Genomic DNA, 26120 nt, shown 5'->3' with positions numbered 1-26120 from the left:
AAGCCGCCGGTCTTGCCACGAGTTCAGCCACATCAAACAGGGAACAGGGGAACACCATGAGCGATCAAGCTTTCTACAGCAGCCTGCAGCAAAAACTCGCGACCTTGAAGATTGATGGCCTGTTCAAGCCCGAGCGCGTGCTGGCCTCGCGCCAGGGCGCCGAGGTGGTGGCGCAGGATGGCCGTACCCTGATCAATATGTGCGCCAATAACTACCTGGGCCTGTCGGGCGACGTCGAGACCCAGAACGCCGCCGCCGCCGCCCTCGAGAAGTACGGTTATGGCCTGTCGTCGGTGCGCTTCATCTGCGGCACCCAGACCGTGCACAAGGAGCTGGAGCAGGCACTCTCGAACTTCCTGGGCACCGAAGACACGATCCTGTACGCGGCCGCCTTCGACGCCAATGGAGGCGTGTTCGAGCCGCTGTTCGACGAGAACGACGCCATCATCTCGGACGCCCTCAACCACGCTTCGATCATCGACGGCGTACGCCTGTGCAAGGCCGCGCGCTACCGCTATGCCAACAACGACATGGCCGACCTCGAGAAGCAGCTGATCGCCGCCCTTGACGCCGGCAAGCGCCACAAGATCATCGTCACCGACGGCGTGTTCTCGATGGACGGCACCATCGCCCAGCTGGACAAGATCGTCGCGCTGGCGGAAAAGTACGGCGCCCTGACCATGATCGACGAATCGCACGCCTCCGGCTTCATGGGCGCGACAGGCCGCGGCACCCACGAGCATTGCGGCGTGATCGGCAAGATCGACATCATCACCGGCACCCTGGGCAAGGCCCTGGGCGGCGCGATGGGCGGTTTCACGTCGGGGAAAAAAGAAGTCATCGAAACCCTGCGCCAGAAGTCGCGTCCCTACCTGTTCTCGAACACGCTGGCGCCGATGATCGCCGGCGCCTCGCTGGCGGTGCTGGAGCGCATCTCCAAGTCGACCGAGCTGCGCGACCGCCTGCACGAGAACACCGCCTACTTCCGCCAGGAGATCGAGCGCATCGGCTTCACCATCAAGCCGGGCACCCACCCGGTGGTGCCGGTGATGCTGTTCGAGGCGCCGGTCGCGCAGAAATTCGCGGCGCGCATGTTCGAGCTGGGCGTGCTGCTGTCGGGCTTCTTCTATCCGGTGGTGCCGATGGGGCAGGCGCGCGTGCGCGTGCAGCTGTCCGCGGCCCATACCCGCGAGCAGCTCGACACCGTGCTGAAGGCCTTCGAGCAAGCCGGCAAAGAGCTGGGCATCATCAAGAACTAAGCAAGACCAATATACATAGAAGCAAGGAAGACAGCATGGAACGCATCCTCATCATCGGCGCCAACGGCCAGATCGGCAGTGAACTGGTCAGCGCGCTGGCCGACAAGCACGGCGCGCAGAACGTGATCGCCTCGGACATCGGCGACAAGAACCTGTACGGCGCCGCGCGCTATACCGTGCTCAATGTGCTGGACAAGGACAGCCTGGCGCGCCTGGTCGCGGATGAGGGCATCACCCAGGTCTACCAGCTGGCCGCCATGCTGTCGGCCACCGGCGAAAAGGCCCCGCTGAAGGCCTGGTCGCTGAACATGGACGGCCTGCTGAACATCCTCGAGATCGCGCGCGAACGGGGCGAAGCGGGCAAGCCGCTGAAGGTGTTCTGGCCATCCTCAATTGCCGCCTTCGGTCCGACCACCCCGAGCGAGAACACGCCGCAGTTCACGATCATGGATCCGACCACGATCTACGGCATCAGCAAGCTGGCCGGCGAGCGCCTGTGCGAGTACTATCACAGCAAGTATGGCGTCGATGTGCGCAGCATCCGCTACCCCGGCATCATCAGCTACAAATCGCCTCCGGGCGGCGGCACCACGGATTATGCGATCGCGATCTTCCACGCGGCCCTGCGCGGCGAAACCTATGAGTGCTTCCTGGGGCCGGAAACGACCCTGCCGATGATCTACATGCCGGACGCGATCCGCGCCACCATCGAGCTGATGGAAGCCCCAGCCGAGCAAGTCGCGATCCGTTCGTCGTACAACGTGGCGGGCGTGTCGTTCAACCCGCGCGAACTGGCCGCCGCGATCTCGAAGGCGCTGCCGGCTTTCCGCATCGACTACAAGCCGGACAGCCGCCAGCAGATCGCCGACTCCTGGCCGAAGAGCCTCGACGACAGCCGCGCCACCGCCGACTGGGGCTGGAAATCGCGCATTGGCGTCGACGAGATGGTCGATTCGATGCTGAAGAATATCGACGTGGGCCTGGGCGTGGCGGCGTAAGCCCCGCCTTGCCAGGACACGCATCCAACGGCCTGCCGCCTCGACGCGCCAGGCCGCAATCATTATAAGAACCGAAAAGTGAGACAAGCATGGACATGAGTGTTTTCGACCTGTTCAAGATCGGCATCGGCCCCTCGAGCTCCCACACCGTGGGCCCGATGGTGGCGGCGCGCCGCTTCCTGCTCGAGAGCGGGATGCTGGAACAGGCGGTCGGCGTCGAAGCCCACCTGTATGGCTCGCTGGCGCTGACCGGCGTCGGCCACGCGACCGACAAGGCCGTGATCCTCGGCCTGATGGGCGAGACCCCGCAGGACGTCGACCCGAGCGCGGTCGAGGACAAGCTGGCGGAAGCGGAATTCGACGGCGTGCTGCACCTGCTGGGCGCCAAACCGGTGCCGTTCAGCGCAAGGACGAACCTGGTCTGGCACAAGGCCTCGACCCTGCCGGAGCACCCGAACGGCATGCGCTTCGTGCTCCATCTGCAGGACGGCAGCATCATCGAGCGCATTTATTATTCGGTCGGCGGCGGCTTCATCACCGCGGCCGGCGAGAGCCAGGCGCGCGCGCCTGAAACGGACGCGGCGCCGGTCCCATACCCGTTCGACACGATGGCCCAGCTGCTCGAGCATGGCCGCCGCCACGGCCTGAGCATCCCGGACATGCTGCGCGCCAACGAGCGCACGCGCATGAGCGACGAAGAACTGGATGCGGGCCTGGACAATATCTGGCGCGTGATGCGCGAGTGCATCTGCCACGGCCTGGTAACCGAGGGCCGCCTGCCGGGCGGCCTGGACGTGCGCCGCCGCGCGGCCGGCCTGTGGAAGCAGGCACAGCAAGCGCAACAGCAACCACTGAACGCCTTGCCGCATGACGCGGTGCAGCAGGTGAGCCTGTACGCCATGGCGGTCAACGAAGAAAACGCGGCCGGCGGCCGGGTCGTCACCGCGCCGACCAACGGCGCCGCCGGCATCATTCCCGCAGTGCTGCGCTATTACGCCGAGGACTGCCGGCCGATCGATCCAGTGCGGGGCGTGCGCGATTTCCTGCTGGCGTCGAGCGCGATCGGCATGCTGTGCAAGAAGAACGCCTCGATCTCGGGCGCCGAAGTCGGCTGCCAGGGCGAGGTGGGCGTGGCTTGCGCGATGGCGGCGGCCGGCCTGGTGGCCGCGCTGGGCGGCAGCAACGAACAGATCGAGAACGCGGCCGAGATCGGCATCGAGCACCACCTGGGCATGACCTGCGACCCGATCGGCGGCCTGGTGCAGATTCCATGCATCGAGCGCAACGGCATGGGCGCGATCAAGGCGATCACCGCCGCCTCGCTGGCGATGAAGGGCGACGGCACCCATTTCGTGAGCCTGGACAGCGCGATCGAGACGATGCGCCAGACTGGCGCCGACATGCAGGTCAAGTACAAGGAGACCTCGCTGGGCGGGTTGGCGATTCATGTGGTGACGGTCAATCACGCGGCCTGCTGATACGGCCGTTCGTACAAACTTGGCCCCCCGCCTGCGCGGGGGCGGGGTAGTGGCGTATGCGCCACAACCCCGTTTTTTGCAGCACAGCATACATTTCCGCCCGCTCCCACTATAATAAAGTTTCAATGTGAGCCAACCGGATCTTCAAACTGTATGCATTATGTGTCCACCCGCGCGACGAGCGCGTCCGCAGCACGCAATCCCCAGCAATTCTCCGACATCCTGTTAGGTGGCCTGGCCCCGGACGGCGGCCTCTACCTGCCGGCCGACTACCCGCAGGTGACTGGCGCCGAGCTCGATGCCTGGCGCAAGCTTTCGTACGCCGAACTGGCCTATGAAATCCTGCGCAAGTTTGCCACCGACATCCCGGACGCCGACCTGAAGGCGCTGACCGCGCGTACCTACACGCCGGAGGTCTACCGCAACGCCCGCGCCGACGAATCGAGCGCGGACATCACCCCGCTGCGCGTGCTGGAAGACGGCGCGCAGGGCAAGCTGGTGCTGCAGGCGCTGTCGAACGGCCCGACCCTGGCCTTCAAGGACATGGCGATGCAGTTGCTGGGCAATCTGTTCGAGTACGCGCTGGCCAGGAACGACGATGAATTGAACATCTTCGGCGCCACCTCGGGCGACACCGGCAGCGCCGCCGAGTACGCGATGCGCGGCAAGCGCGGCGTGCGCGTGTTCATGCTGTCGCCGCACAAGAAGATGAGCGCCTTCCAGACCGCCCAGATGTTCAGCCTGCAGGACCCGAACATCTTCAATATCGCGGTGGAAGGCGTGTTCGACGATTGCCAGGACCTGGTCAAGGCGGTCTCGAACGACCTCGAATTCAAGGCGCGCCAGAAGATCGGCACCGTCAATTCGATCAACTGGGCGCGTGTCGTGGCCCAGGTCGTGTACTACTTCCGCGGCTACCTGGCGGCCACCACCGCTAACTCCCAGAAAGTGTCGTTCACCGTCCCGTCGGGGAACTTCGGCAATATCTGCGCCGGCCACATCGCCCGCATGATGGGCCTGCCGATCGACAAGCTGGTGGCCGCCACCAACGAGAACGACGTGCTGGACGAATTCTTCCGCACCGGCGTTTACCGCGTGCGTAAACCTGCCGAGACCTTCCACACCAGCAGCCCGTCGATGGACATCTCCAAGGCATCGAACTTCGAGCGCTTCGTGTATGAACTGGTGGGCCGCGACGCCGAGCGCACGCATGCGCTGTTCCGCAAGGTCGACACCCATGGCGGCTTCGACCTGTCCGGCGCGCCGGGCAGCGATGGCGACGAATTCAAGGATGTGGCGAAGTTCGGCTTCCTGTCGGGCCGCTCGACCCATCTTGATCGCCTGGCCACGATCCGCGACGTCGCCGACGACTACGGCATCACGATCGACACCCATACCGCCGACGGCATCAAGGTCGCGCGCGAACACCTGCAGCCGGGCGTGCCGATGATCGTGCTCGAGACCGCGCTGGCGGCCAAGTTCAACGAAACCATCCTCGAAGCGCTGGGCCAGGACGCCGAGCGTCCCGCCGGCTTCGAGAACATCGAGTCGCTGCCGCAGCGTTTCGTGGTCATGCCGGCCGACGTCGGCCGCATGAAGGCCTACATCGCTGAGCACACGGGCCTGTGATGAACGCACCGGTACAGAAAGCCCCCATGCTGTCGGTGCGCGAAGCGCTCGACTTCCTGCTGGAAGCCGCGCGGCCCGTCGAGCAGGTGGAAACGATCCCGACCCTCGAGGCCAACGGCCGCGTGCTGGCCGCGGACCAGCTGGCGACGATCGACGTGCCGTCGGCCGACAATACGCAGATGGACGGTTATGCCGTGCGCGCGGCGGATTGCGCGGGCGGCAGCGCCACCCTCAAGGTCAGCCAGCGCATCCCGGCCGGCAGCGTCGGCCATGAACTGGAGCCCGGCACCGCGGCGCGCATCTTCACCGGCGCCCTGATCCCGCCGGGCGCCGATGCGGTCGTGATGCAGGAGCAGGCCGAGGCGGTCGGCGACAGCGTCACCATTCACCACGCGCCGCGCGCCGGCGAGTGGATCCGCCGCAAGGGCGAGGACATCAGCGCCGGCGCCGTGATCCTGCCGGCCGGCAGCCGCCTGCGCAGCCAGGAACTGGGGCTGGCGGCATCCGTCGGCCTGGCCAGCCTGCCGGTGCGGCGGCGCCTGCGCGTGGCGGTGTTCTTCACCGGCGACGAGCTGACCATGCCGGGCGACGTGCCGCCCGAGGGATTGAAACCGGGCGCCATCTACAACTCGAACCGTTTTACGCTTCGCGGGCTGCTGGAGAACTTCGGCTGCGAGATCAGCGACTTCGGCATCGTCCCCGATTCGCTGGAGGCGACCCGCGCCACCTTGCGCGAGGCGGCGCGCGAGAACGACCTGATCATCACCTCGGGCGGCGTCTCGGTCGGCGAGGAAGACCACATCAAGCCTGCCGTGGAAGCGGAAGGACGCCTGTCGATGTGGCAGATCGCGGTCAAGCCGGGTAAACCATTGGCGTTCGGCGAGGTGCGCCGCAGTAATGGCGACGACGGTGGCTCCGCGTTCTTTTTGGGCCTGCCCGGCAATCCGGTGTCGAGCTTCGTCACCTTCCTGCTGTTCGTGCGGCCTTTCCTGCTGCGCCTGCAGGGCGTGACGGGCCAGGTCGAGCCAAAGGGATATACGGTGCGCGCCGACTTCGACCTGCCCAAGGGCGACCGCCGCAACGAATTCCTGCGCGCGCGCCTGAACGCGGCCGGGGGACTGGACCTGTTCCCGAACCAGAGTTCGGGCGTGCTCACCTCGACGGTGTGGGGCGACGGCCTGGTCGACAACCCGGCGGGCAACCGCATCGCCGCGGGCGACCTGGTGCGCTTCATTCCGTTCGCCGAATTACAGTATTAGGAAAGACATGAAGATCAGTTTGAAATACTTCGCCGCGCTGCGCGAAGCCGTGGGCGCCGCGCAGGAGCAACTGGACCTGCCGCCGGATGTCGCGACGGTGGGCGGCGTGCGCGAACTGCTGCGCGCACGCGGCGGCGTGTGGGCCGAGGCCCTGGCGCCGGAACGTGCGGTGCGCATGGCGTGCAACCAGGTCATGTGCGGCGCCGATACGCCAATCGGCGAAGGCGCCGAAGTGGCATTCTTCCCGCCGGTGACCGGCGGTTGACAGCGGCCGGCCGCCGCGGCCGGCTGTTCCATCACAAGGCCGCGATCGACTGCTCCGCCAACGCCATCAATTTCGCGCAATTGCTGTTACGCGCCGCGAAATCCTTCCACGCCGTATTGCGCGCCACCGCCTGCCAGCCGCGCAGGGCTTCCGGAGTGAGGTCGACCACGCGCGCGCCGGCGCCGCGGTAGACCGACACTACCTCGGCATCGTCGACGCGCGCCATCTTCATCGCGAATTGCTCCAGGTCGGCGCCGACCTTGAGGATGGCTTCCTGCTGCGGCTTGGGCAAGCGCTCGAACACGGTGCGCGACATCAGGAGCGGCTCGAACATGAACCAGTACGAGCCGCCGCGCGCCGTGGTCAGCGAGCGGGCCGTCTCTTGCAGGCGGAAGGAAATGAGGGACGTCGACGAGGTCAGGGCCGCATCCAGTGCGCCGCTGCGCATGGCGGCGTGGATCTCGTTGGACGGCAGGCTGACGACGGTCGCGCCGGCGTCCTGCAGCAGCATGTCCATCTCGCGCGAGCCGCCACGCACCTTCAGGCCGCGCACGTCCCCGGGGTTGAGGATCGGAGCGCCGCGCGAGGCGACCCCGCCGGCTTGCCAGATCCAGCTGACGATCACCAGGCCCTGTTCGCCGAGGATGCGCGCCAGCTCGCGCCCGACCGGGGCGTTCTTCCAGCCATAGCCCTGATCGTAGGACGTGACCAGCGCCGGCATCAGCCCGATATTCGCTTCCGGCGCTTCGCTGCCCGCATACGACAGCGGCACCAGGGCCATGTCGAGCGAACCGCTGCGCAGCGCGCCGAACTGGGCGTTCGGCTGCATCAGGCTCGACCCCGGGTGGATCGAGAACTTCAGGCTGCCGCGCGTGCGCTTCTCGACCTCGGCCGCGAACATGCGGCACAGGCGGTCGCGAAAATCGCCCTGGGCGATGCTGCCGCCGGGGAACTGGTGCGAGATCCTGAGATTGCTGGCCTGGGCCCAGGCGGACTGCATCCATAGGGGACTGGTCGCGATCGCGCCCAGCATTGCCCTGCGGGTCGTAAACGACCGGTTGATTACCGACATATACATCCTCCAAGATGTTTTAACGGACTGCCGGGCGAATCGTGGCTGACCTCGTCGAGCGGGCGCCATCGTTCACGCTGGCGTGTACAAGAATATTCCTGCCACACCGCATGTCAAGCGGAATATTGCAGCTATGACAAAGGCATGCGGTTAACGTAGACCGGCGCCAACGCGGCAGTATCGCGCACGCTGGTGGAACCGGCCTTGATCCATCCTGGAGAATAGCCGCGTCAGCGGGCCTTGTCGGTAATGGCCTGGCTGGCCGAGCGCCAGCGCGCGGCGACGAAGATGGCGGCCGCGGCCAGCGACCACAGCAGGGTCGGGCCCCAGGTGTGGGCCAGGCTGTCGCCGCGCATCAGGTCGATTGCGCACAGCAGCAGGAACATGGTGCCGGCGGCCAGCAGGTATTGGCCGATCCAGTGGAGGTATGACTGTGACCCAGGACGCATGGAATGACTCCTTTCAACGGCGGTCGAGATAACGGCGCAGGATGCCGGCCAGCGCCAGCGGCTGGTCGATCATCAGGAAGTGGCGCGACGGCGCGATCGGGACCACCTCGACCGAGGGAATCCCTTCGACCAGCATCCGGTAATGCTCGACCTTGTCGGTCACCGTCAGCGCATCCTGAGCCGCATCGTACTGGTAAAACGGCGCCACGACCAGCACCGGGGCGCTGATCTTCGACAGCCCCGGGCGCAGGTCGAGCGCCAGCAGGTCGGCCACGTAGGCGCCGACCGCCTCGCGGTCGCTGCGCAGCAGCAGCGGCGTGATGTCGTCGGCCTTGCCGATGTCGAGCACGGCCTGGCCGCGCATGTACTGGCGCTGCTCGGCGGCGTAGGCATCCGGCCGGCTGGCCGCCATGCGGTTGCGCACGTTGATCGCGGCCTGCGGGCGCTGCTGCGGCGGCATGTTCTCGGTGCCGGGGAAGACCGGCAGGCCGTCCAGCGCCACCACGCCGCCGATGCCGTTGCCGAGGTCCTGCGCCACGGCATAGGCCAGCGTGCCGCCCAGGCTGTGGCCGACGATGACCGGCTTGTCCAGCTTGCGCTCGGCGATCAGGCCGCGCAGGGCGGCGCGCGCGCCTTCGAACGGCGCCCAGTCGGACGTTGCGCCTGGCGCCGGGCGGCCATCGAAGCCGGGCAGGGTGACCACGTACAGGGTGAACTCGTCCTTGAACTGGCGGATCGTCTCCTGCCATACCCAGGGACCGCTGGCCAGGCCAGGGACCAGGATCACCGGCCGGCCGCGGCTGCCGTGGCGCTCGACCAGCAGGCCGCCGGATTCGAAGCGCTCGGCCGGTTCGATGGTGGCGGCGAAACGGTTGACGATTGGCGCCGCTGGAGGCGCGGCCTGCGCCTGGGCCTGGGCGATGGAAGCGGCGCTGGCAGCCAGTGCGGCGAGTGCGAACAACAGGGAAGCTTTCTTCATGCGGTCTCCTGATCGGGTGAAAAGATGGCTTCGACCGGCAGGCCGAACAACCGTGATATGGCGAAGGCGAGCGGCAGGCTGGGGTCGTAGCGCCCGGTCTCGATCGCGTTGATGCTCTGGCGCGAGACGTCGAGGCGTTCGGCCAGGTCGGCCTGGCTCCAGCCGTGTTCGGCGCGCAGCGCGCGAATGCGGTTCTTCATCGCCGGCGCAGCGCCCGCACCGTGCAGACCAGGACGGTGGCCGCGCACAACACCACCCAGACCGCGAACATCGACAGGCGCGGATAGCCGGCGGTCTCGAGGAAGCCATAGCTGAAGGTGAGCCCGGCGGTGAGCGCGGCGGCCAGCGCGAACGATTCGAGCAGGTAGCGGCGCAGGTATTCGTCGACCCGGTCCAGGTGGCGCGCGATGGCCCACAGCATCAGACAGAATCCCAGCATCGGCGACAGCAGGACCACGGTGCGCGGCACGCCTTCTGCCATCGGCCGGCCGTAGAGGATCGACGCCACCAGCAGGATCACATACACCGCGAAGGAGATGCCCAGCTCCCTCAGATAAGCCTTGCCGACCCGTCGTTCATGCGTGTTTGCTGTCATCGTCTCGCCCTCGAGTAGTAAGGGATACTTTACATCGTAGGCTTGCCGGGACGCTATGTCAAGCAACCTTTACATCGTCTTTGGCTGCCCGAACTCGACTACAATGCGGGTCCATCTTTTCCGTCCCCCGCACCGTCATGACCCAGTCTTCCCTTTCCTCCAAGCGTGTCGCCGTGATCGGCGGCGGCCCCGCCGGGCTGATGGCGGCCGAGGTGCTGGCGCAAGGCGGCGCGCAGGTCGACGTCTACGATGCGATGGCCAGCGTGGGCCGCAAGTTCCTGCTGGCGGGGAAGGGCGGCATGAATATCACGCATTCCGAACCCTATCCCGATTTCGTGCGGCGCTATGGCGCGCGCCAGGACGAGGTGGCGCGCTGGCTGGAAGGATTCGACGCCGGTGCGGTGCGCGCCTGGATCCACGAGCTCGGCATCGAGACCTTCGTCGGCACCTCGGGCCGGGTCTTCCCGCGCGAGATGAAGGCGGCGCCGCTGCTGCGCGCCTGGCTGCACCGCCTGCGCGAGTCCGGCGTGCGCTTTCACATGCGCCACCGCTGGCTGGGCTGGCAGGATGGCCGGCTGCGCCTTGCCATGCCGGAAGGGGAGTTGCTGGTCGAGGCCGAGGCCACGATCCTGGCGCTGGGCGGCGCCAGCTGGGCGCGGCTCGGCTCGGACGGCGCCTGGCAGCCGCTGCTGGCCGAGCGCGGGGTCGCGCTGTCCCCGCTGGCGCCCGCCAACTGCGGTTTCGATGTCGGCTGGAGCGAGCATTTCAGCAGCCGCTACGCCGGCGCGCCGCTGCTTACGGTGGCCGCCGGTTGCGATGACCAGGATGGCGCCATCGCCTGGCGCAAGGGCCAGTTCGTCATCACCGGGGGCGGCGTCGAGGGCAGCCTGGTGTACGCGCTGTCGGCGCCGCTGCGCGACCAGATCGCGCGTATTGGCGGCGCCACCCTCTGGCTCGACCTGGCGCCCGACCACGATGCCGGGCGCGTGTTCGACGAAGTGACGCGCCCGCGCGGGTCGCGCTCGATGTCCAGCCACCTGCAAAGCCGGCTCGGCATCAAGGGCGTCAAGGCCGGGCTGCTGCACGAATGCCTGTCGCGCGAAGAATACGCCGACCCCGTTCGCCTGGCCGCCGGCATCAAGCGCCTGCCGGTCAAGCTGCTGCGCGCGCGCCCGATCGACGAGGCGATCAGCAGCGCGGGCGGCGTGCGCTTCGATGCGCTGGCGGATGACACCGCAATGCTGGCCGCGCTGCCGGGCACTTTCGTGGCGGGCGAGATGGTCGACTGGGAGGCGCCGACCGGCGGTTATCTGCTCACCGCCTGCTTCGCCAGCGGCCGCGCCGCAGGGCGCGATGCGCTGGCCTGGCTGGAGCGCGCCGGCGCCTGAGCGGGTAATTGAACGCCAACGTGAACGCCAACGGTGCGCATGCCGTTCGTGGATTGGCGTAGGCTGGATCGTTCTTCTCGCAGCCTTGTCCAGGAGCGGAGCATGTCCAGCACGCCTATCGAGCCGAGCGAACAGGAGCCAGTGCGCATTCCTGTCGTCGAGGAGCAGCTCGCGGTCGGCACCCGCATGGTCGACACCGGCCGCGGCGTACGCATCCACAAGACCGTCACCGAACATCCCGTCGCCATCGACGAACGCCTGCTGCGCGAGGAGCTGCGCGTCGAACATGTCCCGGTGGATCGCATCGTCGGCGCCGACGAGGCGCCCGGTCACCGCCATGAAGGCGACACCCTGGTCATTCCCGTGCTCGAGGAAGTGCTGGTGGTCGAGCGCAAGGTCCGCATCAAGGAAGAACTGCACATCACCCGGGTCCGGCACGAGGAGCGTCACCTTGATACCGTTTCGCTCAAGGCGGAACGGGTCGAGGTCGAGCGCTTCGACGAGGCCGGCGATCCGGGCGCCTGACGTCATCACCCAAGGAGGCTCATCATGCACCATACGCTAGTCGCGGTTTTCGACAACCGTACCGACGCGCAAAGCGCGTACGACCAGCTGCTGTCTTCCGGTTTCAGCCGCGAGAGCGTGCGGCTGTCCGAGGCCAGTGCTGGCGGCGCCAGCACCGCCGAAGGCATCGGCAGCAGCGTCAAGCACTTCTTCCAGGACCTGTTCGGCGACGAGGACAAGCACCACGCGAGCCGCTACGAGGGCGCGCTCGCGCGGGGCCAGCACGTGGTGACGCTCAGCGCCGAGACGCTGCCCGACGTCGAGCGCGCCGCCGACGTCGTCGAAGCCTTCGGGCCGGTGGACATCGACGAACATTCGGATGGCGTCGGCACTGCCGGGGCGTTGCTCACGGGGGCCGGGCCGCGGCAAGGGGCGACGCCGGGTGCGGCGGCATTGAGCCAGTCGGCATCCGGCCAGTTGCAGGGCGCATCGGGCAGCGCCTCGCTGCAGCGCGACGTATCGACCAGCGCGGCCAGCGCGACCATCCCGGTGGTCGAAGAGCAGCTGCGGGTCGGCAAGCGCGAAGTCCAGCGCGGCGGCATGCGCATCTTCTCGCGCATCGTCGAGGTCCCGGTGCACGAAACCATTGGCCTGCGCGAGGAACACGTCGACGTCCAGCGGCGCAAGGTGGACCAGCCGATCAGCCCGAGCGACGCGGCGGCTTTCAAGGAGCAGACCATCGAGATGCGCGAGAGCGCCGAGGAAGCCGTGGTCGAGAAATCCGCCCGCATCACCGAGGAAGTCTCGATCGGCAAGCAGGTCAGCGAACGCCAGCAGCAGATCGACGACACGGTGCGCCACACCGAGGTCGACGTCGAGCGGCTTGGCGCGGGCATGTCCGACGACGAGCGCTACTATCGCGAGCATTTCAAGCTCACCTATGGCGCCAGCGGCGGGGCGTACGACGACTATGCGCCGGCCTATCTCTACGGTTCGCAGGTGGCGGGCAGCGGCAGGTACACGGGCCGTCAATGGGACGAGATCGAACCCGAGCTGCGCACCGACTGGGAAGCGCGCCCGGGCGGCGCCTCGACCTGGGAAAGGATGAAGTCGGCCGTACGACACGGGTGGGACCGCATGACGGGCAAATACGACGCATGAGCCGTGACATTCGGTGAATAACGGGAGGCGGGCGGCGCGGTAACATGGGTATTTTGTCGCCTGGCCGCCCATGACATCCCTCCGTGCATTGCTATTGCCTGCGCTGCTGGCGTTCTTCACCACCGCGGCGTCGGCCGCCATGCAATGCGGCGAGCCATGCCACACCCTGGTGCGCGACGCCCACGTGCTCGAGGGGCAGGGCAAATACCAGGAAGCGCTGGACAAGTACAAGGCCGCCCAGCAGGCCGACCCCAACGCCTCGCTGCCGGTGTCGCTGCAGGCCGGCCTGATGCTCAAACTGTCCAGCGTGGCCCCGAAGGACAAGGCGGCGCAGGTGCGCCAGACGGCGCGCGCCCTGGCCGAGCGCGCGACCACGCTCGCCGCCGACGATCCGATCGCGCACGAGGTCTTGCGCATGCTGGACGACGACGGCCCGTCGCCCCTGCATACGCCGAATCCGCGCGCTGCGAAGCTGCTGGCCGAAGGCTCGGCCCTGTTCGCGCAGCGCAAGCCGAAGGAAGCCCTGCTCAAGTACGAAGCGGCGATGGAGGCCGACCCCAAGGCGTCGAGCGCCTGGGTGGGCGCGGCGGATTGCCACTTCATGCAGGGCGACTGGCCGCGCGCCGAGGCGCTGTTCCGGCGCGCCACCGAGATCGAACCGCAAAATGCGCAGGCGTGGCGCTTCCTGTCCGACGCCTTGCTGGCGCAGGGCCAGCGCACCCAGGCCGAATCAGCCCTGTATGCGTCGATCGCGGCCGATCCGTCGCAACGTCCGAGCTGGGGCAAGCTGGCCAGGCTGCGCGCCGCCGCCGGCCTGCCATTGAAGCCGCTGGCGTTCAGGCGTGGCGTGCGCGTGGCGCAGGAGGCGGACGGCAAGTTCACGGTCCATATCGACGAGTCGGCCGCCGGCCAGGCCGATACCCCGAACTACGCGATGCGGCTGCTGCTCGGCATGAGCGAATCCAACCAGCGCCAGTCGGAGAGCGCCGCCGACAAATCGCCGTACGAGATCGAACTGGGCGCGTGGCGCACCGCCCTGAAGGTGATGGACGAGACCAGGGCGCTCGGCGACCAGCGCGTGACCGACCCCGCCTTGCTGCAGATGCAGGCGCTGGCGAAGGATGGGCAGCTGGAGCCGGCGATCCTGCTGCTGATGTTCCGCCAGTCGTATCGGCCGGCGCTGAACGCCTGGCTGGCCGCCAATCCAGGCGGCGTCAAAGGGTTCATCGACCGCTACGGCCTGCAGCCTTGATCGATTCGCAGGAAGCGAACGGCCGCGCATGTCGCCTTTGGGTATAGTGCGGCCATGCCTTCACCTGACAAACATCCCACTACGCCCGACGGAAGGTACTTCGTCGTCTCGGGCCGCTTGTGGCGAGCCAGCAATCCCGGCCTTGCGCCGGACGAGCGCCAGCAGCTGGTCGACCAGCTCATGAAGGCTCGCCGGGACGTCGGCGCCGCCCTGAAGGCGCGCGACGGCAATGCCGAGCGGGCCGCGCGCCAGGCGGTCGACGCAGCCAAGCGCGCCCTGGGAGAGCGTGGGCCGGTATGGTGGACCGATGACGCGCCGGATCTCAATCGGCGGATGGTGGCGAATACGCCTTACGCAGCGTGGTTCGCGTCGCTCCAGGCCTGAAGGCGAAGATCAGTCGCTGACCTTGCCGCGCAAGGCCTTGGTCTGGCTGCTGCGCGCCTTGGCGTCCAGGCGCCGCAATTGCGACCCACGCGTCGGCCGGGTCGGGCGGCGCGTCAGCGGCACGACCGCGGCCTTGTCGACCAGCTCCTGCAGGCGGCGCAGGGCGTCCTCCTTGTTCTGTTCCAGGCTGCGCGACTGCTGCGCCTTGAGCACCAGCACGCCTTCCTGCGTGATGCGCGCGTCGCTCGTGGCAAGCAGGCGATCCTTGACGTGTTTCGGCAGCGACGAGGCGCCGATGTCGAACCGCGCATGCACGGCGCACGAGACCTTGTTGACGTTCTGGCCTCCCGGACCCTGGGCCCGGATTGCGCTGAACTCGACTTCGAGAGGATTGATGACGGCCATGGCGTCATTGTAAACCGGCCGGCGGCCTGCAAACAAAGTGAAGATATTAGAGAATAGAGGGTTCCGTCTCAACTTCTTCGTCGCTCATGACCAATTCTGCATCCTTGTCCGGCGCACGACGCGCCGACATCAACCTGCGGCCCTTCGGCGTCGCATTCCTGCTCATCGTGCTTGGCGCCTGGTACCTGACGCAGGTCGTCGGTCCGCGCCAGGCCGCGCTCTACATCGTCGGCGCGCTGCTCGGCGTCGCCCTGTACCACGCGGCCTTCGGCTTCACCTCGGCCTGGCGCGTGTTCATCGCCGACGGCCGCGGCGAGGGCCTGCGCGCGCAAATGCTGATGCTGGCCGTCGGCGTCGTGCTGTTCTTCCCGGCGCTCGCCGGCGGCACGCTGTTCGGCAACCCGGTCACCGGTCTGGTGCAGCCGGCCGGCACGTCCGTCATCGTCGGCGCCTTCATCTTCGGCATCGGCATGCAGCTGGGCGGCGGTTGCGCCTCGGGCACGCTGTACACGGTCGGTGGCGGCAGCACGCGCATGATCGTCACGCTGTTGTTCTTCATCGTCGGCTCGCTGATCGGCACCGCCCACATGCCGTTCTGGACCGCGATGCCGCAACTGCCGCCGCTGTCGGCGGTGAAGGAACTGGGCCTGGCCCCGGCGCTGGCGCTGAACCTGCTCGTGTTCGCCCTGATCGCGGCCGTCACGGTCGTGGTCGAGAAGCGCCGCCACGGCCGGCTGGTCGCGGCGCAGTCGCAACCGACCGGCGGCGCGCGCTGGCTGCGCGGTCCGTGGCCGCTGGTGGCCGGCGCGCTGGCGCTGGTGGTGCTCAACTTCGCCACCCTGGCCCTGTCGGGCCGGCCGTGGGGCGTGACCTCGGCCTTCGCGCTGTGGGGCGCCAAGGCGGCAGCCCTTGCTGGCATCGACGTCGCCAGCTGGACCTACTGGTCGAGCGGCGCCAACGCCGCCGCGCTGGCCGCGCCGGTGTGGAAGGATGTGACTTCGGTGATGGACATCGGCATCGTGCTCGGCGCGATGCTGGCGGCGGCGCTGGCCGGCCGCTATGCGCCGGTGTGGAAGCTGCCACTGCGTTCGCTGGTCGCGGCGGTGGTCGGCGGCCTGCTGCTCGGCTACGGCGCGCGCCTGGCCTATGGCTGCAATATCGGCGCCTATTTCAGCGGCATCATCTCGGGCAGCCTGCATGGCTGGTTGTGGCTGGTGGTGGCGTTTGTTGGCAACGTGGTCGGCACGCGCTTGCGGCCGTTGTTCGGGCTGGAAGTGGAGCGGGTGAAGCTGGGCGGTTGCTGAAAGACAGCGATGCACATTGGATGTGCATCGCGGCCCGACCGAAGAAAGACCGATAAACCCGTCCTGGATCTCGGTCTCCTTGCCCTGTTCGTCCAGGTAGCGGATGCCGTTGCAGCATTCTGACTTTCGCGACCATTTGGCGGTCGCCTCGGTTCAGCGCCGTCCAGACCGGCTAATCGTGATAACTGACGCTCCCGCTACCCGCCCGGCTGATGCTGCGCTCACCCGGATCCCCATACACCTCGACATCGCCGCTGCCACTGAGCGACACCTTCACCTTGCTGCGCGCCTGCACCGCACTGTCGCCCGAGCCGCTCTGGCTCACCGTGACCTCCTCGGCGCGCAGGTGCTCGGCGTCGAGGTGCCCCGAGCCGGTGGTGCTGGCGTCGAGCTCGCGCGCGGTGCCGACCACGGTGATCCGGCCCGATCCCATCAGGCGTGTCTCGACCCGGTCCATGGCGGCGCCGCCATTCACGTCCAGGTCGCCGCTGCCGGTCAGGCCCACCTTGGCGGTGCGGAAGCGTCCGTTGAAGCGCACGCTGCCCGATCCATTCAACTGCACCTCGATCTCGTCGCCCGAGAAGCCGTTGATGCTGCTGTCGCCGCTGCCGTCGATCCGGACCGAACTCAGGGCCGGCAAGGTCAGGTCGACCACCAGCGGTTCGCGGTGGCGCAGCACCATGCCGCGGATGCCGATGCGCAGCACGTTGCCGTCGCCCGTCACCTCGACATTGCCCAGCATGCGCTGCTCGCCGCTCACTTGCAGCGCAGGCGTGGCGCCGTAGCGCAGGTTCAGGTCGATCGGGCCGTCGAGTTCGACGACCTCGACGCCGGAAGGCACGCTGCGGGTGTCCTGCGACACAGCGCGGCGCTCCGTGATGCTGGTGGTGCCGTTGGCGCGCAGCATGCTGTAGCTCAGCGCCACCAGCACGGCGGCCAGCAGCAGCAGGGCGAGTCCGATTTTCATCAAGGCGCGCATGGTGTCCTTATCCCTTCAGCAGCGACAGGTTCATGTTCACGTAGCGGCGGATGCCCAGCAGCGTGTATTTGGTGAGGACGATCGACAGCAGGAACAGCGCGATGCCGCCCAGGATCAGCGCGCAGCCGAAGGCCACTTGCGTGCTGCGCGAGCCGGGGTCCATCTCGGTCGTGATCTGGATCTTGCGCTCCGCCACCGCCTCGGCCCCGCGCATGAAGCGCGAGTTGCGGTCGTCGCGCTCGGTGCGCGTCTCGGGGTTGTCCTCTTCAAGAGCAGGCGCCGGTTCGTCGAACACATGGATGCCGTTGGCGCCGATCGTGACCCGGGTCTGCGACTCGACCGGCTCGCCATCGTCGCTGATCACCATGCGCGTCAGCGGGGCGCTCAGGATCAGTTCGTTCGAGCCGGCCAGTCCGCTGGCGGTCACGGCGATGCCCGAGACGTAGACGCCGAAGGCGGACAGGTAGAGCGACATCAAGAGCGACGCGAACACCGCGGCCGGGATCAGCATGAACAGATTAAAAATCAACAGGCCGATGCCCGAGACGACGGTGCGCGCGACATTGCCAGATGGTTTCTTGTCTTTATTGCCATCCTTGAGGTCGGCCAGGTGGGCGCTGGTGCGCAGGGTCACCGCGACCTGGCGCGGATCGCCCAGCTCGGCGGCCACCTCGTGTTCCGGCCGGCCGGCGGCGCTCCCGTCGACGAAACGCTGCTCGTACCAGGCCAGGGTTCTGGCCTGGGTTTCCGGTGGCAGGCCCATCAGGGCCCGCTTGAGCGCGTCGAGGTATTCCAGCTTGCCCATGTCGTTGCGGCGCTCCGTCAATGGTGGCCGAGGGCCGGGATCGAGCCGATCGCCAGGACGGTCGCATGCGCCGAGCCGCCGATCAGTTCTGGCTTGACCAGCACCAGGGTGCTCAGCGCCACGATGGCAAGGATGGCAACGGCGTGCAGGCCGAGACGGGGTTTCATAGTCATTTCCATAAGACGGTTTTTGATGCTGCTACCTTACGGAATCGCCTGATGCGGCGCCATGGGTGTGCGACAGGCTGCGCTTTTCGCGGGGCAGGGCGCCGTAGGCACGGATGGCCGTCGCCGCCGCCTGGCCGCTGCGCACCGCCGTTTCCAGGGTGGCCGGGTAGTCGCTGGCCGTGTAGTCGCCGGCCAGCACCAGACCGGGCAGGGCAGTGGTGTTGCCTGGCCGCACTAGTCCGGGTGTGCAGCTGAAGGTCGCGCGTTTCTCGGTGATCAGCTGGGTCCAGGTCGGATTCGCCAGTTCCGGCCGTCCGAAATCCTGGGCCAGTTGAGAGGCGATGGCTGCTGCCAGCTGCTCGCGCGGCAGGGTCGCCGCGTCGCCGGCGGCGCTGACCACCACCGCCAGCAGGCCGTCCTGGGCCGCATCCAGCTGGGCGCGGTCGAACACGAACTGGCCCCAGCGGTGTGCCGCAGGGTCGTCCAGCAGCGCGTAGAACGGCAGCGCGAGCCGGGTGCCGGGCGCGTATTGCAGGTAGCAGGTGGCGATCGGTTCGTGGGTGAAGGCCGCGAGCAGGCCGGCCACCTCGGCGGCTTCGGTGAGCCCCGCCAGCAGCGCGGCGCTCACCGGCGCCGGCGTGGCCAGCACCACGGCGTCGAAGCGCTCGGCCGGCAGGTCGCCGCCGGGCTCCACCTGCCAGCCGTCGCCCTCGCGCTTGATGCCCGCGACCTTCACTCCCAGGCGCACAGAATGACCTCGACCCTGGCGTTCGAGCCAGGCGCCGGCCGGTTCCGGGAACAGCGCCCCCATCGGCAGGCGCGGCAGCAGCATGTCGGAGGCCGCGCGCCGGCTGGCGCCCAGGCTGTCGCGCAGCACCGCCAGGAACACATTGGCCGAGGCGCGTTCCGGCGGCGTGTTCAGGGCCGCGATGCACAGCGGGCGCCACATCAAGCGTGTCAGTCGTTCGGTCTGGTCGAAACGCTCGAGCAGCTCGAGCACCGTGCAGTCGTCGTTCAGCTGCCAGCCCATCCAGCGCCCGGCGCTGTTGAAGCGGGCCAGGGCCAGCTTGTCGGCGCGCTCGAGGCCCTTGGCGCGCAGCAGGGCGAACGCCAGGTGCAGCGGCGCCGGCAGGCGCGGCGCGGCGAAGTCCATGCCGTCGCCCCCCGCGGGATAGCGCATCTGGACCGGCAGGCGCAGGAATGCGGTCTTTTCGTCGACGCCCACCTGTTTCATCAGGCGCAGCGATGCGCGGTAGGCGCCCAGCAGGATGTGCTGGCCATTGTCCAGTTCCACGCCGCGCACTTCGACGCCGCGCGCGCGCCCGCCCAGGCTGCGGGCAGCCTCGTACAAGGTCACCTGGCAGCCCTGGCGCGCCAGCTCGACCGCCGCCGCGCAGCCGGCCCAGCCGCCGCCGGCAACCGCAACCCGCATGCTAGGTGCGGACATAGGTCTTCCACGCCAGCCACAGTTTGCGCAGCGGCGTGAGCGAGATGCGCTGGTTGAGCACGTGGAAACCGTCGCGCTGGATCTCGTCCAGCAGGGTGCGGTAGATGGCGGCCATCATCAGGCCGGGACGCTGGGCGCGCCGGTCTTCCTTCGGCAGCAGGGCCAGGGCCTCGTCGTAGATGGTTTGCGCGCGCTCGGCCTGGAAGCGCATCAGCGCTTCGAACTTGTCGCTGTGCTGCAGCTTGAGCAGCCCGTTGGCGGTGACGCCGAACTGCTGCAGGTCGTTGACCGGCAGGTAGATGCGGCCCTTGCGCGCATCGTCGCCGACGTCGCGGATGATGTTCGTCAGCTGGAACGCCAGGCCGAGCTTTTCGGCATACGCCAGGGTCTGCGGATTGGTGTAGCCGAAGATGCTGGCCGACAGGATGCCGACCACGCCCGCCACGTGCCAGCAATAGCGCTGCAGGCCGGGGTAGTCGAGGTAGCGGCTCTGGTCGAGGTCCATCTCCATGCCGTCGACGATGGCCAGCAGGTGTTTTTCTTCCAGTTGATAGGTGGCGACGTGCGGCTGCAGGGCCAGCATCACCGGGTGGGTCGGGGTGCCCAAATACATCTTCGAGACCTCGGTGCGCCACCAGGCCAGCTTGATGCGCGCCACCGAGCCGTCGGTGGCCTCGTCGACGGTGTCGTCGACTTCGCGGCAGAAGGCGTACAGCGCCGTGATCGCGCGCCGGCGCTCGGGCGGAAGAAACAGGAAGCTGTAGTAGAAACTGGATCCGCTCTGGACGGTCTTTTGCTGGCAGTATTCGTCTGGAGACATGAAATCGTCGTGAAATGCTGGTCGGGGCGCGGCCGGATCGGGTCCCGGCGCGCTGTCAATCCGCTATCTTATCCGATGAGCGTGAAATCGGGGTTGCCCGAAGGGTTATTACATACGTAATGCGCCCCAGCCGACCATGAACCAGTCGGGCGCCGACAGCACCGGACGGCGCCGGAACACGTCGTAGCCGGCCTGTTCGATGCGGTCGAGGATGCGCAGGCCGCCCTGGACCACCATCCGCAGCTCCCAGCCGATCCGGCCCGGCAGGCGCTTGGCCAGCGGAGCGCCGGACAGCATCAGCGCGCGGGTGCGCTCGACCTCGAAGCGCATCAGGGCCTGGAACGGGGCGTCGACCGTGCCGGCGCGCAGCGCCGCCTCGCTCACCTTGAAGCGCGCCAGGTCCTCCAGCGGAAGATAAATGCGGCCCTTCTCGAGGTCGATCGCCACGTCCTGCAAGAAGTTCGTCAGCTGCAGCGCGCTGCAGATGGCGTCGGCGTCGCGCACGTTATCGGCGTCGTCGGCGCCATACAGCGCCAGCATCAGGCGCCCGACCGGATCGGCGGAGCGGCGGCAGTAATCGAGCAGGCCGGCATAGTCGGCATAGCGCTGGGTGACGACGTCCTGCTTGAAGGCCGACAGCAGGTCGCGCATCGGGTCCAGCGGCAGGCGATACTGGGCGACGACGCCGGCCAGACGGGCGAACATCGGATTCGACGACTTCGCGCCGACGTCGATCAGGTCCAATTCACGTTCGTAGGCTTCAAGGGCGGCCAGCCGCTCATCCGGCGTGGCATGGCCTTCGTCGGCCAGGTCGTCGGCGCTGCGTGCGAAGGCATAGATCGCCTCGACCGCCGGCACCAGGCGGCGCGGCAGCAGGATCGAGGCGACAGGAAAGTTTTCGTAGTGGTCTACGGCCATTTTGGACGGATGACTCTAAAGTCATCTGATTTATCTATTTGCATGATTATAATTGCTGGAATACAAACTGGCGCTTATGTACCCCTCATGCGCAGCCAGCTCCGGCCCGAGACGCCGCAAGATCAGCCAAAGGATTGCCACTGTGTTTTCCCGATTTTCTTCTTCCGCCCTGCGCGCGGCCGTGCTGGCGCCGCTTGCCGCCGCCGCGCTCCTCGCCTGTTCCAAGCCCGCCCCGCCGCCCGAAGACGTGCGTCCGGTGCGCGTGACCACCCTGGCCGTCGATAGCGCGGGTGAGCGCCTGGAGTTCTCCGGCGACGTGCGCCCACGCTACGAGTCGCAGCTCGGTTTCCGGGTCGGCGGCAAGATCGTCGAGCGCAAGGTGGACGTCGGCGCCACGGTCAAGCGCGGCGACGTGCTGATGCGGCTCGACCCGCAAGACCTGCGCCTGGCCGAAACCCAGGCCAGGGCCACCCTGCGCGCGGCCGAGACCGAGCGCGATCTGGCGCGCGCCGACTACAAGCGCCACGTCGACCTGCGCGCCCAGAATTTCGTCAGCCAGGCCGTGCTCGACACCAAGCAGAGCGCCCTGAAGGCGGCCCAGGCCAATGTCGACGCCGCCCGCGCCGGCCTGCGCGGCCAGGCCAACCAGTCCAACTATACGAGCCTGACGGCCGACGCCGACGGCGTGGTGACCGCCATCGAGGCCGAAGTGGGGCAGGTGGTGCAACCGGGCAGCCCGGTGGTGCGCGTGGCGCGCACGGTCGAGAAGGAAGTGGTGATCGGCATCCCCGAAGACAAGGTCGGTCAGCTGCGCGCGGCCAGCGACGTCACCGTGCGCCTGTGGGCCAACGAGGCCGTGGCGATCCCCGGCAAGATCCGCGAGGTGTCGCCGGTGGCCGATCCTGCCACCCGTACCTATACGGTGAAAGTGGCGATTCCCGAGAGCGCCGAAGTACGGCTGGGCATGACCGCGACCGTCGAACTGGCGACGAGCGGCAATGGCGCGGCCGGCCTGCGCCTGCCCTTGACCGCGCTGGTGCAGCAGAAGGGCGCCAGCGCCGTCTGGATCGTCGAGAACGGCGCCGTCAAGCTGGTGCCGGTGCAGGTGGTCGGGCAGGTGCGCAATGACGTGCTGGTGACGGGCCAGCTCGGTGGGCAAATCAGCGCCGGCCAGAAAGTCGTCACCGCCGGCGTCAACCTGCTGAAGAATGGCCAGAAGGTGCGCATCCTGACCGCTGACGTCTCGCGCCGCGCCGACACCGAAGCGCTCGTATCCGGCGAGGGCCGCAAATGAAGGGCTTCAACCTGTCGCGCTGGGCGCTGGAGCACATTCCGCTCACGCGTTTCCTGATCGCCGCCTGCATGCTGTTCGGGATCCTCAGTTACTTCGAGCTGGGCCAGGACGAGGATCCGCCCTTCACCTTCCGCGCGATGGTGGTGCGCGCCGTGTGGCCGGGCGCCACCGCGCTGCAGATGGCCGAGCAGGTGACCGACCCGCTGGAACGCAAGCTCCAGGAGACGCCCTATATCCACACGATCCGCAGCTTTTCCAAGCCGGGCGAGACCACCATCATCCTCGAGCTGCGCGAATCGACGCCGCCGTCCGAAACCTCGCCGGCGTGGTACCAGGTGCGCAAGAAGATCGGCGATATCGCCGGCACCCTGCCGCAGGGCGTGATCGGACCGTTCTTCAACGATGAATTCGGCGACACCTACGGCTCCATCTTCGCGCTGTCGGGCGACGGCTTCACCTACGCCGAGATGCGCGACTATGCCGACTTCGTGCGCCAGCAACTGCTGCGCGTGCCGCTGGTGGCCAAGGTCGAGCAGTTCGGGGTGCAGGACGAGAAGGTGTACATCGAATTTTCGAGCAAGAAGTTCGCCCAGCTGGGCGTGCCGTTCGAGCAGATCGTCAACCAGATCGCGACCCAGAACGAGATCGAAGCCAGCGGCGTGCTGGTGACGCCGAGCGACAACCTGCAGGTGCGGGTGACGGGCGCGCTGCGCACGCTGGGCCAGATCGAGGACCTGCAATTGCGCGCCGGCGGCACCACCTTCCGCCTGGGCGACTTCGCCACCGTCAAGCGCGGCTACCAGGACCCGCCGGCGGAGAAGATGCGCTTCAATGGCAAGGAAGTGATCGGCCTCGGCGTGTCGATGCAAAAGGGCGGCAACATCATCACCATGGGTGAAGGCTTGACCGAAACGGTGGACCGCATCCGTTCGCAGCTGCCGGTCGGCATCGAGCTCGAACGGGTGGCCGACCAGCCGCAGGCGGTGACGGCTTCGGTCGGCGAATTCGTCAAGGTGCTGATCGAGGCGGTGGTGATCGTGCTGATCGTCTCCTTCCTGGCCCTGGGCCTGCATACCAAGCCGAAGTGGCGCGTGGACGTGTATCCGGGCCTGGTGGTGGCGCTATCGATCCCGCTGGTGCTGGCGATTACCTTCCTGTTCATGCGCATGCTGGACATTTCGCTGCACAAGATTTCGCTCGGCGCCCTGATCATCGCCCTGGGCCTCCTGGTGGACGACGCCATCATCGCGGTGGAGATGATGGTGCGCAAGATGGAAGAGGGGCTGTCGCGCTTCGAGGCGGCCACCTTCGCCTATACCTCGACCGCGATGCCGATGCTGACCGGGACCCTGATCACGGCGGCGGGCTTCCTGCCGATCGGCCTGGCCGAGTCGGCGGCCGGCGAATACACGTTTACGATGTTCTCGGTGAACGGGCTGGCGCTGCTGATCTCGTGGGTGGTGGCGGTGACGTTCACCCCGTACATCGGCTTCCTGCTGCTGAAGGTCAAGCCGCATGCCGCCGGCGAGGGCGGTCATCACGACGTGTTCGACACGCCCGGCTACCAGCGCTTCCGGCGCCTGGTGCACCGCTGCGTCGAGTGGAGAAAAACCACGATCGCGCTGAGCCTGGGCGTGTTCGCGCTGGGCGTGTTCGGCTTCAATTTCATCGAAAAGCAGTTCTTCCCGGATTCGAGCCGGCCCGAGCTGATGGTCGAGATGTGGTCGCCCGAAGGCACCAGCTTCGCCGCCAACGAAGCCGTCGTGAAGCGCTTCGAGGCCTTCCTGGCGAAGCAGGAGGGCGTGCAGAGCGTGACGAGCTACGTCGGCACCGGCAGTCCGCGCTTCTACCTGCCGCTGGACCAGATCTTCGCGCAGTCGAACGTCTCGCAGCTGGTGGTGCTGCCCGTCGATGCGGAAGCGCGCGAGCGCCTGCGCATGAAGATCATCGAGGTGTTCAAGACCGACTTCCCCGAGGTGCGCGGTCGCGTGAAACTGCTGCCGAACGGGCCGCCGGTGCCGTACCCGGTGCAGTTCCAGGTGCTGGGGCCGGACATCGGCATGGTGCGGACCATCGCCGACCAGGTCAAGGAAGTGATGGCCGCCAACCCGAACACGCTGGGCGTGAACGACAACTGGAACGAATCGGTCAAGGTGCTGCGCCTGGACCTCGACCAGGACAAGCTGCGCGCGCTGGGCGTGACCTCGCAACAGGTGCGGCGCGTGGTGCAGACCACCCTGAGCGGCACCCCGATCGGCCAGTTCCGCGAATCGAACCGCCTGATCGACATGGTGGTGCGCCAGCCGCTGGAAGAGCGTTCGACCATCACCCGCCTGCAGGAAGCCCTGGTGCCGACCGCCGGCGGACGCGCCGTCACCATCAGCCAGGTCGCGCGGGTGCAGTTCGTGTGGGAGCCGGGCGTGGTCTGGCGCGAGGGCCGCGAGTGGGCGATCATGGTGCAGTCCGACGTGGTGGAGGGCATCCAGGGGCCGACCGTGACCGACCAGGTCGACGCCAGACTCGCCGATATCCGGTCCAAGTTGCCGGCCGGCTACCGCGTGACGGTGGAGGGCGCCGCAGCCGACAGCTCCGAGGCGGAGGCCTCGATCATGGCCAATGTGCCGCTGGTGCTGTTCATCACCTTTACCTTGCTGATGCTGCAGCTGCACAGCTTCTCGCGTTCGCTGCTGGTGTTCCTCACCGGTCCGCTGGGCGTGGCGGGTGCGGCGATGGCGCTCCTGATCCTGGATCGGCCGTTCGGCTTCGTCGCCAATCTTGGCGTGATCGCGCTGTTCGGGATGATCATCCGCAACTCGGTGATCCTGGTCGACCAGATCGAGCACGACATCGCGAATGGCAGCCATCCATGGGATGCGATCGTGGAATCGGCGGTGCGGCGTTGCCGGCCGATCCTGTTGACGGCCGCCGCCGCGGCGCTGGCCATGATCCCGCTGTCGAGGTCGACGTTCTGGGGGCCGATGGCGGTGGCGATCATGGGCGGCCTGATCGTGGCCACGGCGTTGACCTTGCTGTTCTTGCCGGCCTTGTATGCGACCTGGTTCCGCGTCAAGAAGCCGGAGTCGTGACTGGCGTGGGCGGGGCAGGGTGGACGGGGCAGGGTGGGAGGTTCGCCGTCCACGCGTCCGATATACGAATGAGCTGCAAGATTCATTGCGCGATACCCCGCACTCCTAAAAATGATGCCCAATAGTGTCAGAAATTCCAGTAAAATAATCGTTTGAAGTTGTAGCCCCTAAACATTGGAGTGCAGGGCGGCCGGTTTCACTGTCGGTCGTCCTTTGTTTTTGT

The 26120-nt window shown here is 67.3% G+C and carries 26 protein-coding genes; 14 read left to right on the top strand and 12 right to left on the bottom strand.

Annotation, left to right across the window (positions count from 1 at the left end; genetic code table 11):
- Nucleotides 1-56 precede the first annotated feature (56 nt).
- The 6 genes from ABIB42_RS13855 (at nt 57) to moaD (ending at nt 6888) form a co-directional block, all read left to right on the top strand.
- Nucleotides 57-1259, top strand: a complete 1203-nt coding sequence (locus ABIB42_RS13855; protein WP_005671204.1) for a glycine C-acetyltransferase — start codon at nt 57-59, stop codon at nt 1257-1259.
- Nucleotides 1260-1294: 35 nt separating this feature from the next.
- Complete coding sequence (locus ABIB42_RS13850; protein ID WP_184236496.1) at nt 1295-2257, top strand: NAD-dependent epimerase/dehydratase family protein; 963 nt, start codon at nt 1295-1297, stop codon at nt 2255-2257.
- A gap of 89 nt (nt 2258-2346) precedes the next feature.
- Nucleotides 2347-3735 (top strand): L-serine ammonia-lyase, encoded by a 1389-nt coding sequence (locus ABIB42_RS13845; protein WP_005671200.1) that lies wholly within the window; start codon nt 2347-2349, stop codon nt 3733-3735.
- 153 nt (nt 3736-3888) lie between these two features.
- Nucleotides 3889-5364 (top strand): threonine synthase, encoded by a 1476-nt coding sequence (gene thrC / locus ABIB42_RS13840; protein ID WP_429248504.1) that lies wholly within the window; start codon nt 3889-3891, stop codon nt 5362-5364.
- Nucleotides 5364-6623, top strand: coding sequence for a molybdopterin molybdotransferase MoeA (locus ABIB42_RS13835; protein WP_429248503.1), 1260 nt, complete (start codon nt 5364-5366; stop codon nt 6621-6623). Before thrC ends, ABIB42_RS13835 begins: the two co-directional genes overlap by 1 nt.
- Before the next feature lie 7 nt (nt 6624-6630).
- Nucleotides 6631-6888 carry a molybdopterin converting factor subunit 1 gene (gene moaD, locus ABIB42_RS13830; protein WP_005671194.1) on the top strand — a complete coding sequence of 86 codons (258 nt, stop codon included), beginning with the start codon at nt 6631-6633 and terminating at the stop codon, nt 6886-6888.
- 31 nt (nt 6889-6919) lie between these two features.
- Here moaD and dctP read toward each other — a convergent pair whose 3' ends face one another.
- The 5 genes from dctP to ABIB42_RS13805 all read right to left on the bottom strand — a co-directional run bounded on the left by dctP (nt 6920) and on the right by ABIB42_RS13805 (nt 9983).
- The gene (gene dctP / locus ABIB42_RS13825; RefSeq protein ID WP_005671192.1) at nt 6920-7960 is read right to left on the bottom strand and encodes a TRAP transporter substrate-binding protein DctP; all 1041 of its coding nucleotides are present in this window, start codon (nt 7958-7960) and stop codon (nt 6920-6922) included.
- 230 nt (nt 7961-8190) lie between these two features.
- Nucleotides 8191-8409, bottom strand: a complete 219-nt coding sequence (locus ABIB42_RS13820; RefSeq protein WP_005671190.1) for a hypothetical protein — start codon at nt 8407-8409, stop codon at nt 8191-8193.
- 13 nt (nt 8410-8422) lie between these two features.
- The gene (locus ABIB42_RS13815) at nt 8423-9388 is read right to left on the bottom strand and encodes an alpha/beta fold hydrolase (RefSeq protein WP_429248502.1); all 966 of its coding nucleotides are present in this window, start codon (nt 9386-9388) and stop codon (nt 8423-8425) included.
- A complete protein-coding gene (locus ABIB42_RS13810; protein ID WP_005671186.1) occupies nt 9385-9588 on the bottom strand; it encodes a helix-turn-helix transcriptional regulator in 204 nt (67 codons plus the stop codon). The genes ABIB42_RS13815 and ABIB42_RS13810 overlap by 4 nt, the downstream gene beginning before the upstream one ends.
- On the bottom strand, nt 9585-9983 hold the full coding sequence (locus ABIB42_RS13805) for a hypothetical protein (RefSeq protein ID WP_005671184.1): 399 nt from the start codon (nt 9981-9983) through the stop codon (nt 9585-9587). Before ABIB42_RS13805 ends, ABIB42_RS13810 begins: the two co-directional genes overlap by 4 nt.
- A 137-nt stretch (nt 9984-10120) precedes the next feature.
- Between ABIB42_RS13805 and ABIB42_RS13800 the strand changes: the two genes are divergently transcribed.
- From ABIB42_RS13800 to ABIB42_RS13780, 5 genes are all read left to right on the top strand, one after another.
- Nucleotides 10121-11371 carry a TIGR03862 family flavoprotein gene (locus ABIB42_RS13800; protein ID WP_005671182.1) on the top strand — a complete coding sequence of 417 codons (1251 nt, stop codon included), beginning with the start codon at nt 10121-10123 and terminating at the stop codon, nt 11369-11371.
- Nucleotides 11372-11473: 102 nt separating this feature from the next.
- Nucleotides 11474-11896 carry a YsnF/AvaK domain-containing protein gene (locus ABIB42_RS13795; protein WP_071363004.1) on the top strand — a complete coding sequence of 141 codons (423 nt, stop codon included), beginning with the start codon at nt 11474-11476 and terminating at the stop codon, nt 11894-11896.
- A gap of 24 nt (nt 11897-11920) precedes the next feature.
- A complete protein-coding gene (locus ABIB42_RS13790; protein WP_429248501.1) occupies nt 11921-13036 on the top strand; it encodes a YsnF/AvaK domain-containing protein in 1116 nt (371 codons plus the stop codon).
- A gap of 70 nt (nt 13037-13106) precedes the next feature.
- Nucleotides 13107-14288: a tetratricopeptide repeat protein gene (locus ABIB42_RS13785; protein ID WP_429248500.1), complete on the top strand. Its 1182-nt coding sequence runs from the start codon at nt 13107-13109 to the stop codon at nt 14286-14288.
- 54 nt (nt 14289-14342) lie between these two features.
- The gene (locus ABIB42_RS13780) at nt 14343-14672 is read left to right on the top strand and encodes a hypothetical protein (RefSeq protein ID WP_429248499.1); all 330 of its coding nucleotides are present in this window, start codon (nt 14343-14345) and stop codon (nt 14670-14672) included.
- 9 nt (nt 14673-14681) lie between these two features.
- Here ABIB42_RS13780 and arfB read toward each other — a convergent pair whose 3' ends face one another.
- On the bottom strand, nt 14682-15077 hold the full coding sequence (arfB, locus tag ABIB42_RS13775; protein WP_429248498.1) for an alternative ribosome rescue aminoacyl-tRNA hydrolase ArfB: 396 nt from the start codon (nt 15075-15077) through the stop codon (nt 14682-14684).
- 86 nt (nt 15078-15163) lie between these two features.
- Here arfB and ABIB42_RS13770 point away from each other — a divergent pair, with 86 nt between their 5' ends.
- On the top strand, nt 15164-16381 hold the full coding sequence (locus tag ABIB42_RS13770) for a YeeE/YedE family protein (protein WP_429248497.1): 1218 nt from the start codon (nt 15164-15166) through the stop codon (nt 16379-16381).
- A 172-nt stretch (nt 16382-16553) separates the two neighbouring features.
- Here the strand turns inward: ABIB42_RS13770 and ABIB42_RS13765 are convergent, their stop codons facing one another.
- The 6 genes from ABIB42_RS13765 to hpnC all read right to left on the bottom strand — a co-directional run bounded on the left by ABIB42_RS13765 (nt 16554) and on the right by hpnC (nt 21517).
- On the bottom strand, nt 16554-17348 hold the full coding sequence (locus tag ABIB42_RS13765) for a GIN domain-containing protein (RefSeq protein ID WP_273029556.1): 795 nt from the start codon (nt 17346-17348) through the stop codon (nt 16554-16556).
- Between the two features lie 19 nt (nt 17349-17367).
- Nucleotides 17368-18165: a DUF1700 domain-containing protein gene (locus tag ABIB42_RS13760; protein WP_005671164.1), complete on the bottom strand. Its 798-nt coding sequence runs from the start codon at nt 18163-18165 to the stop codon at nt 17368-17370.
- A gap of 17 nt (nt 18166-18182) precedes the next feature.
- On the bottom strand, nt 18183-18332 hold the full coding sequence (locus ABIB42_RS13755) for a hypothetical protein (RefSeq protein WP_177185558.1): 150 nt from the start codon (nt 18330-18332) through the stop codon (nt 18183-18185).
- A 31-nt stretch (nt 18333-18363) separates the two neighbouring features.
- The gene (gene hpnE / locus ABIB42_RS13750) at nt 18364-19779 is read right to left on the bottom strand and encodes a hydroxysqualene dehydroxylase HpnE (RefSeq protein ID WP_429248496.1); all 1416 of its coding nucleotides are present in this window, start codon (nt 19777-19779) and stop codon (nt 18364-18366) included.
- Complete coding sequence (gene hpnD, locus ABIB42_RS13745) at nt 19766-20599, bottom strand: presqualene diphosphate synthase HpnD (RefSeq protein WP_429248495.1); 834 nt, start codon at nt 20597-20599, stop codon at nt 19766-19768. The genes hpnE and hpnD overlap by 14 nt, the downstream gene beginning before the upstream one ends.
- 108 nt (nt 20600-20707) lie before the next feature.
- The gene (gene hpnC / locus ABIB42_RS13740) at nt 20708-21517 is read right to left on the bottom strand and encodes a squalene synthase HpnC (protein WP_273029554.1); all 810 of its coding nucleotides are present in this window, start codon (nt 21515-21517) and stop codon (nt 20708-20710) included.
- A 142-nt stretch (nt 21518-21659) separates the two neighbouring features.
- On the opposite strand from hpnC, the gene ABIB42_RS13735 reads away from it, so the two are divergent.
- Nucleotides 21660-22811, top strand: coding sequence for an efflux RND transporter periplasmic adaptor subunit (locus ABIB42_RS13735; protein WP_429248494.1), 1152 nt, complete (start codon nt 21660-21662; stop codon nt 22809-22811).
- Nucleotides 22808-25897: an efflux RND transporter permease subunit gene (locus ABIB42_RS13730; protein ID WP_429248493.1), complete on the top strand. Its 3090-nt coding sequence runs from the start codon at nt 22808-22810 to the stop codon at nt 25895-25897. The genes ABIB42_RS13735 and ABIB42_RS13730 overlap by 4 nt, the downstream gene beginning before the upstream one ends.
- Nucleotides 25898-26120: the final 223 nt, after the last annotated feature.

Source organism: Massilia sp. UYP32, from assembly GCF_050434365.1.
Taxonomy (GTDB): domain Bacteria; phylum Pseudomonadota; class Gammaproteobacteria; order Burkholderiales; family Burkholderiaceae_D; genus Telluria; species Telluria timonae.
The sequence above is the reverse complement of the archived record's forward strand: the minus strand, read 5'-3'. Positions and strand labels throughout refer to the sequence as shown.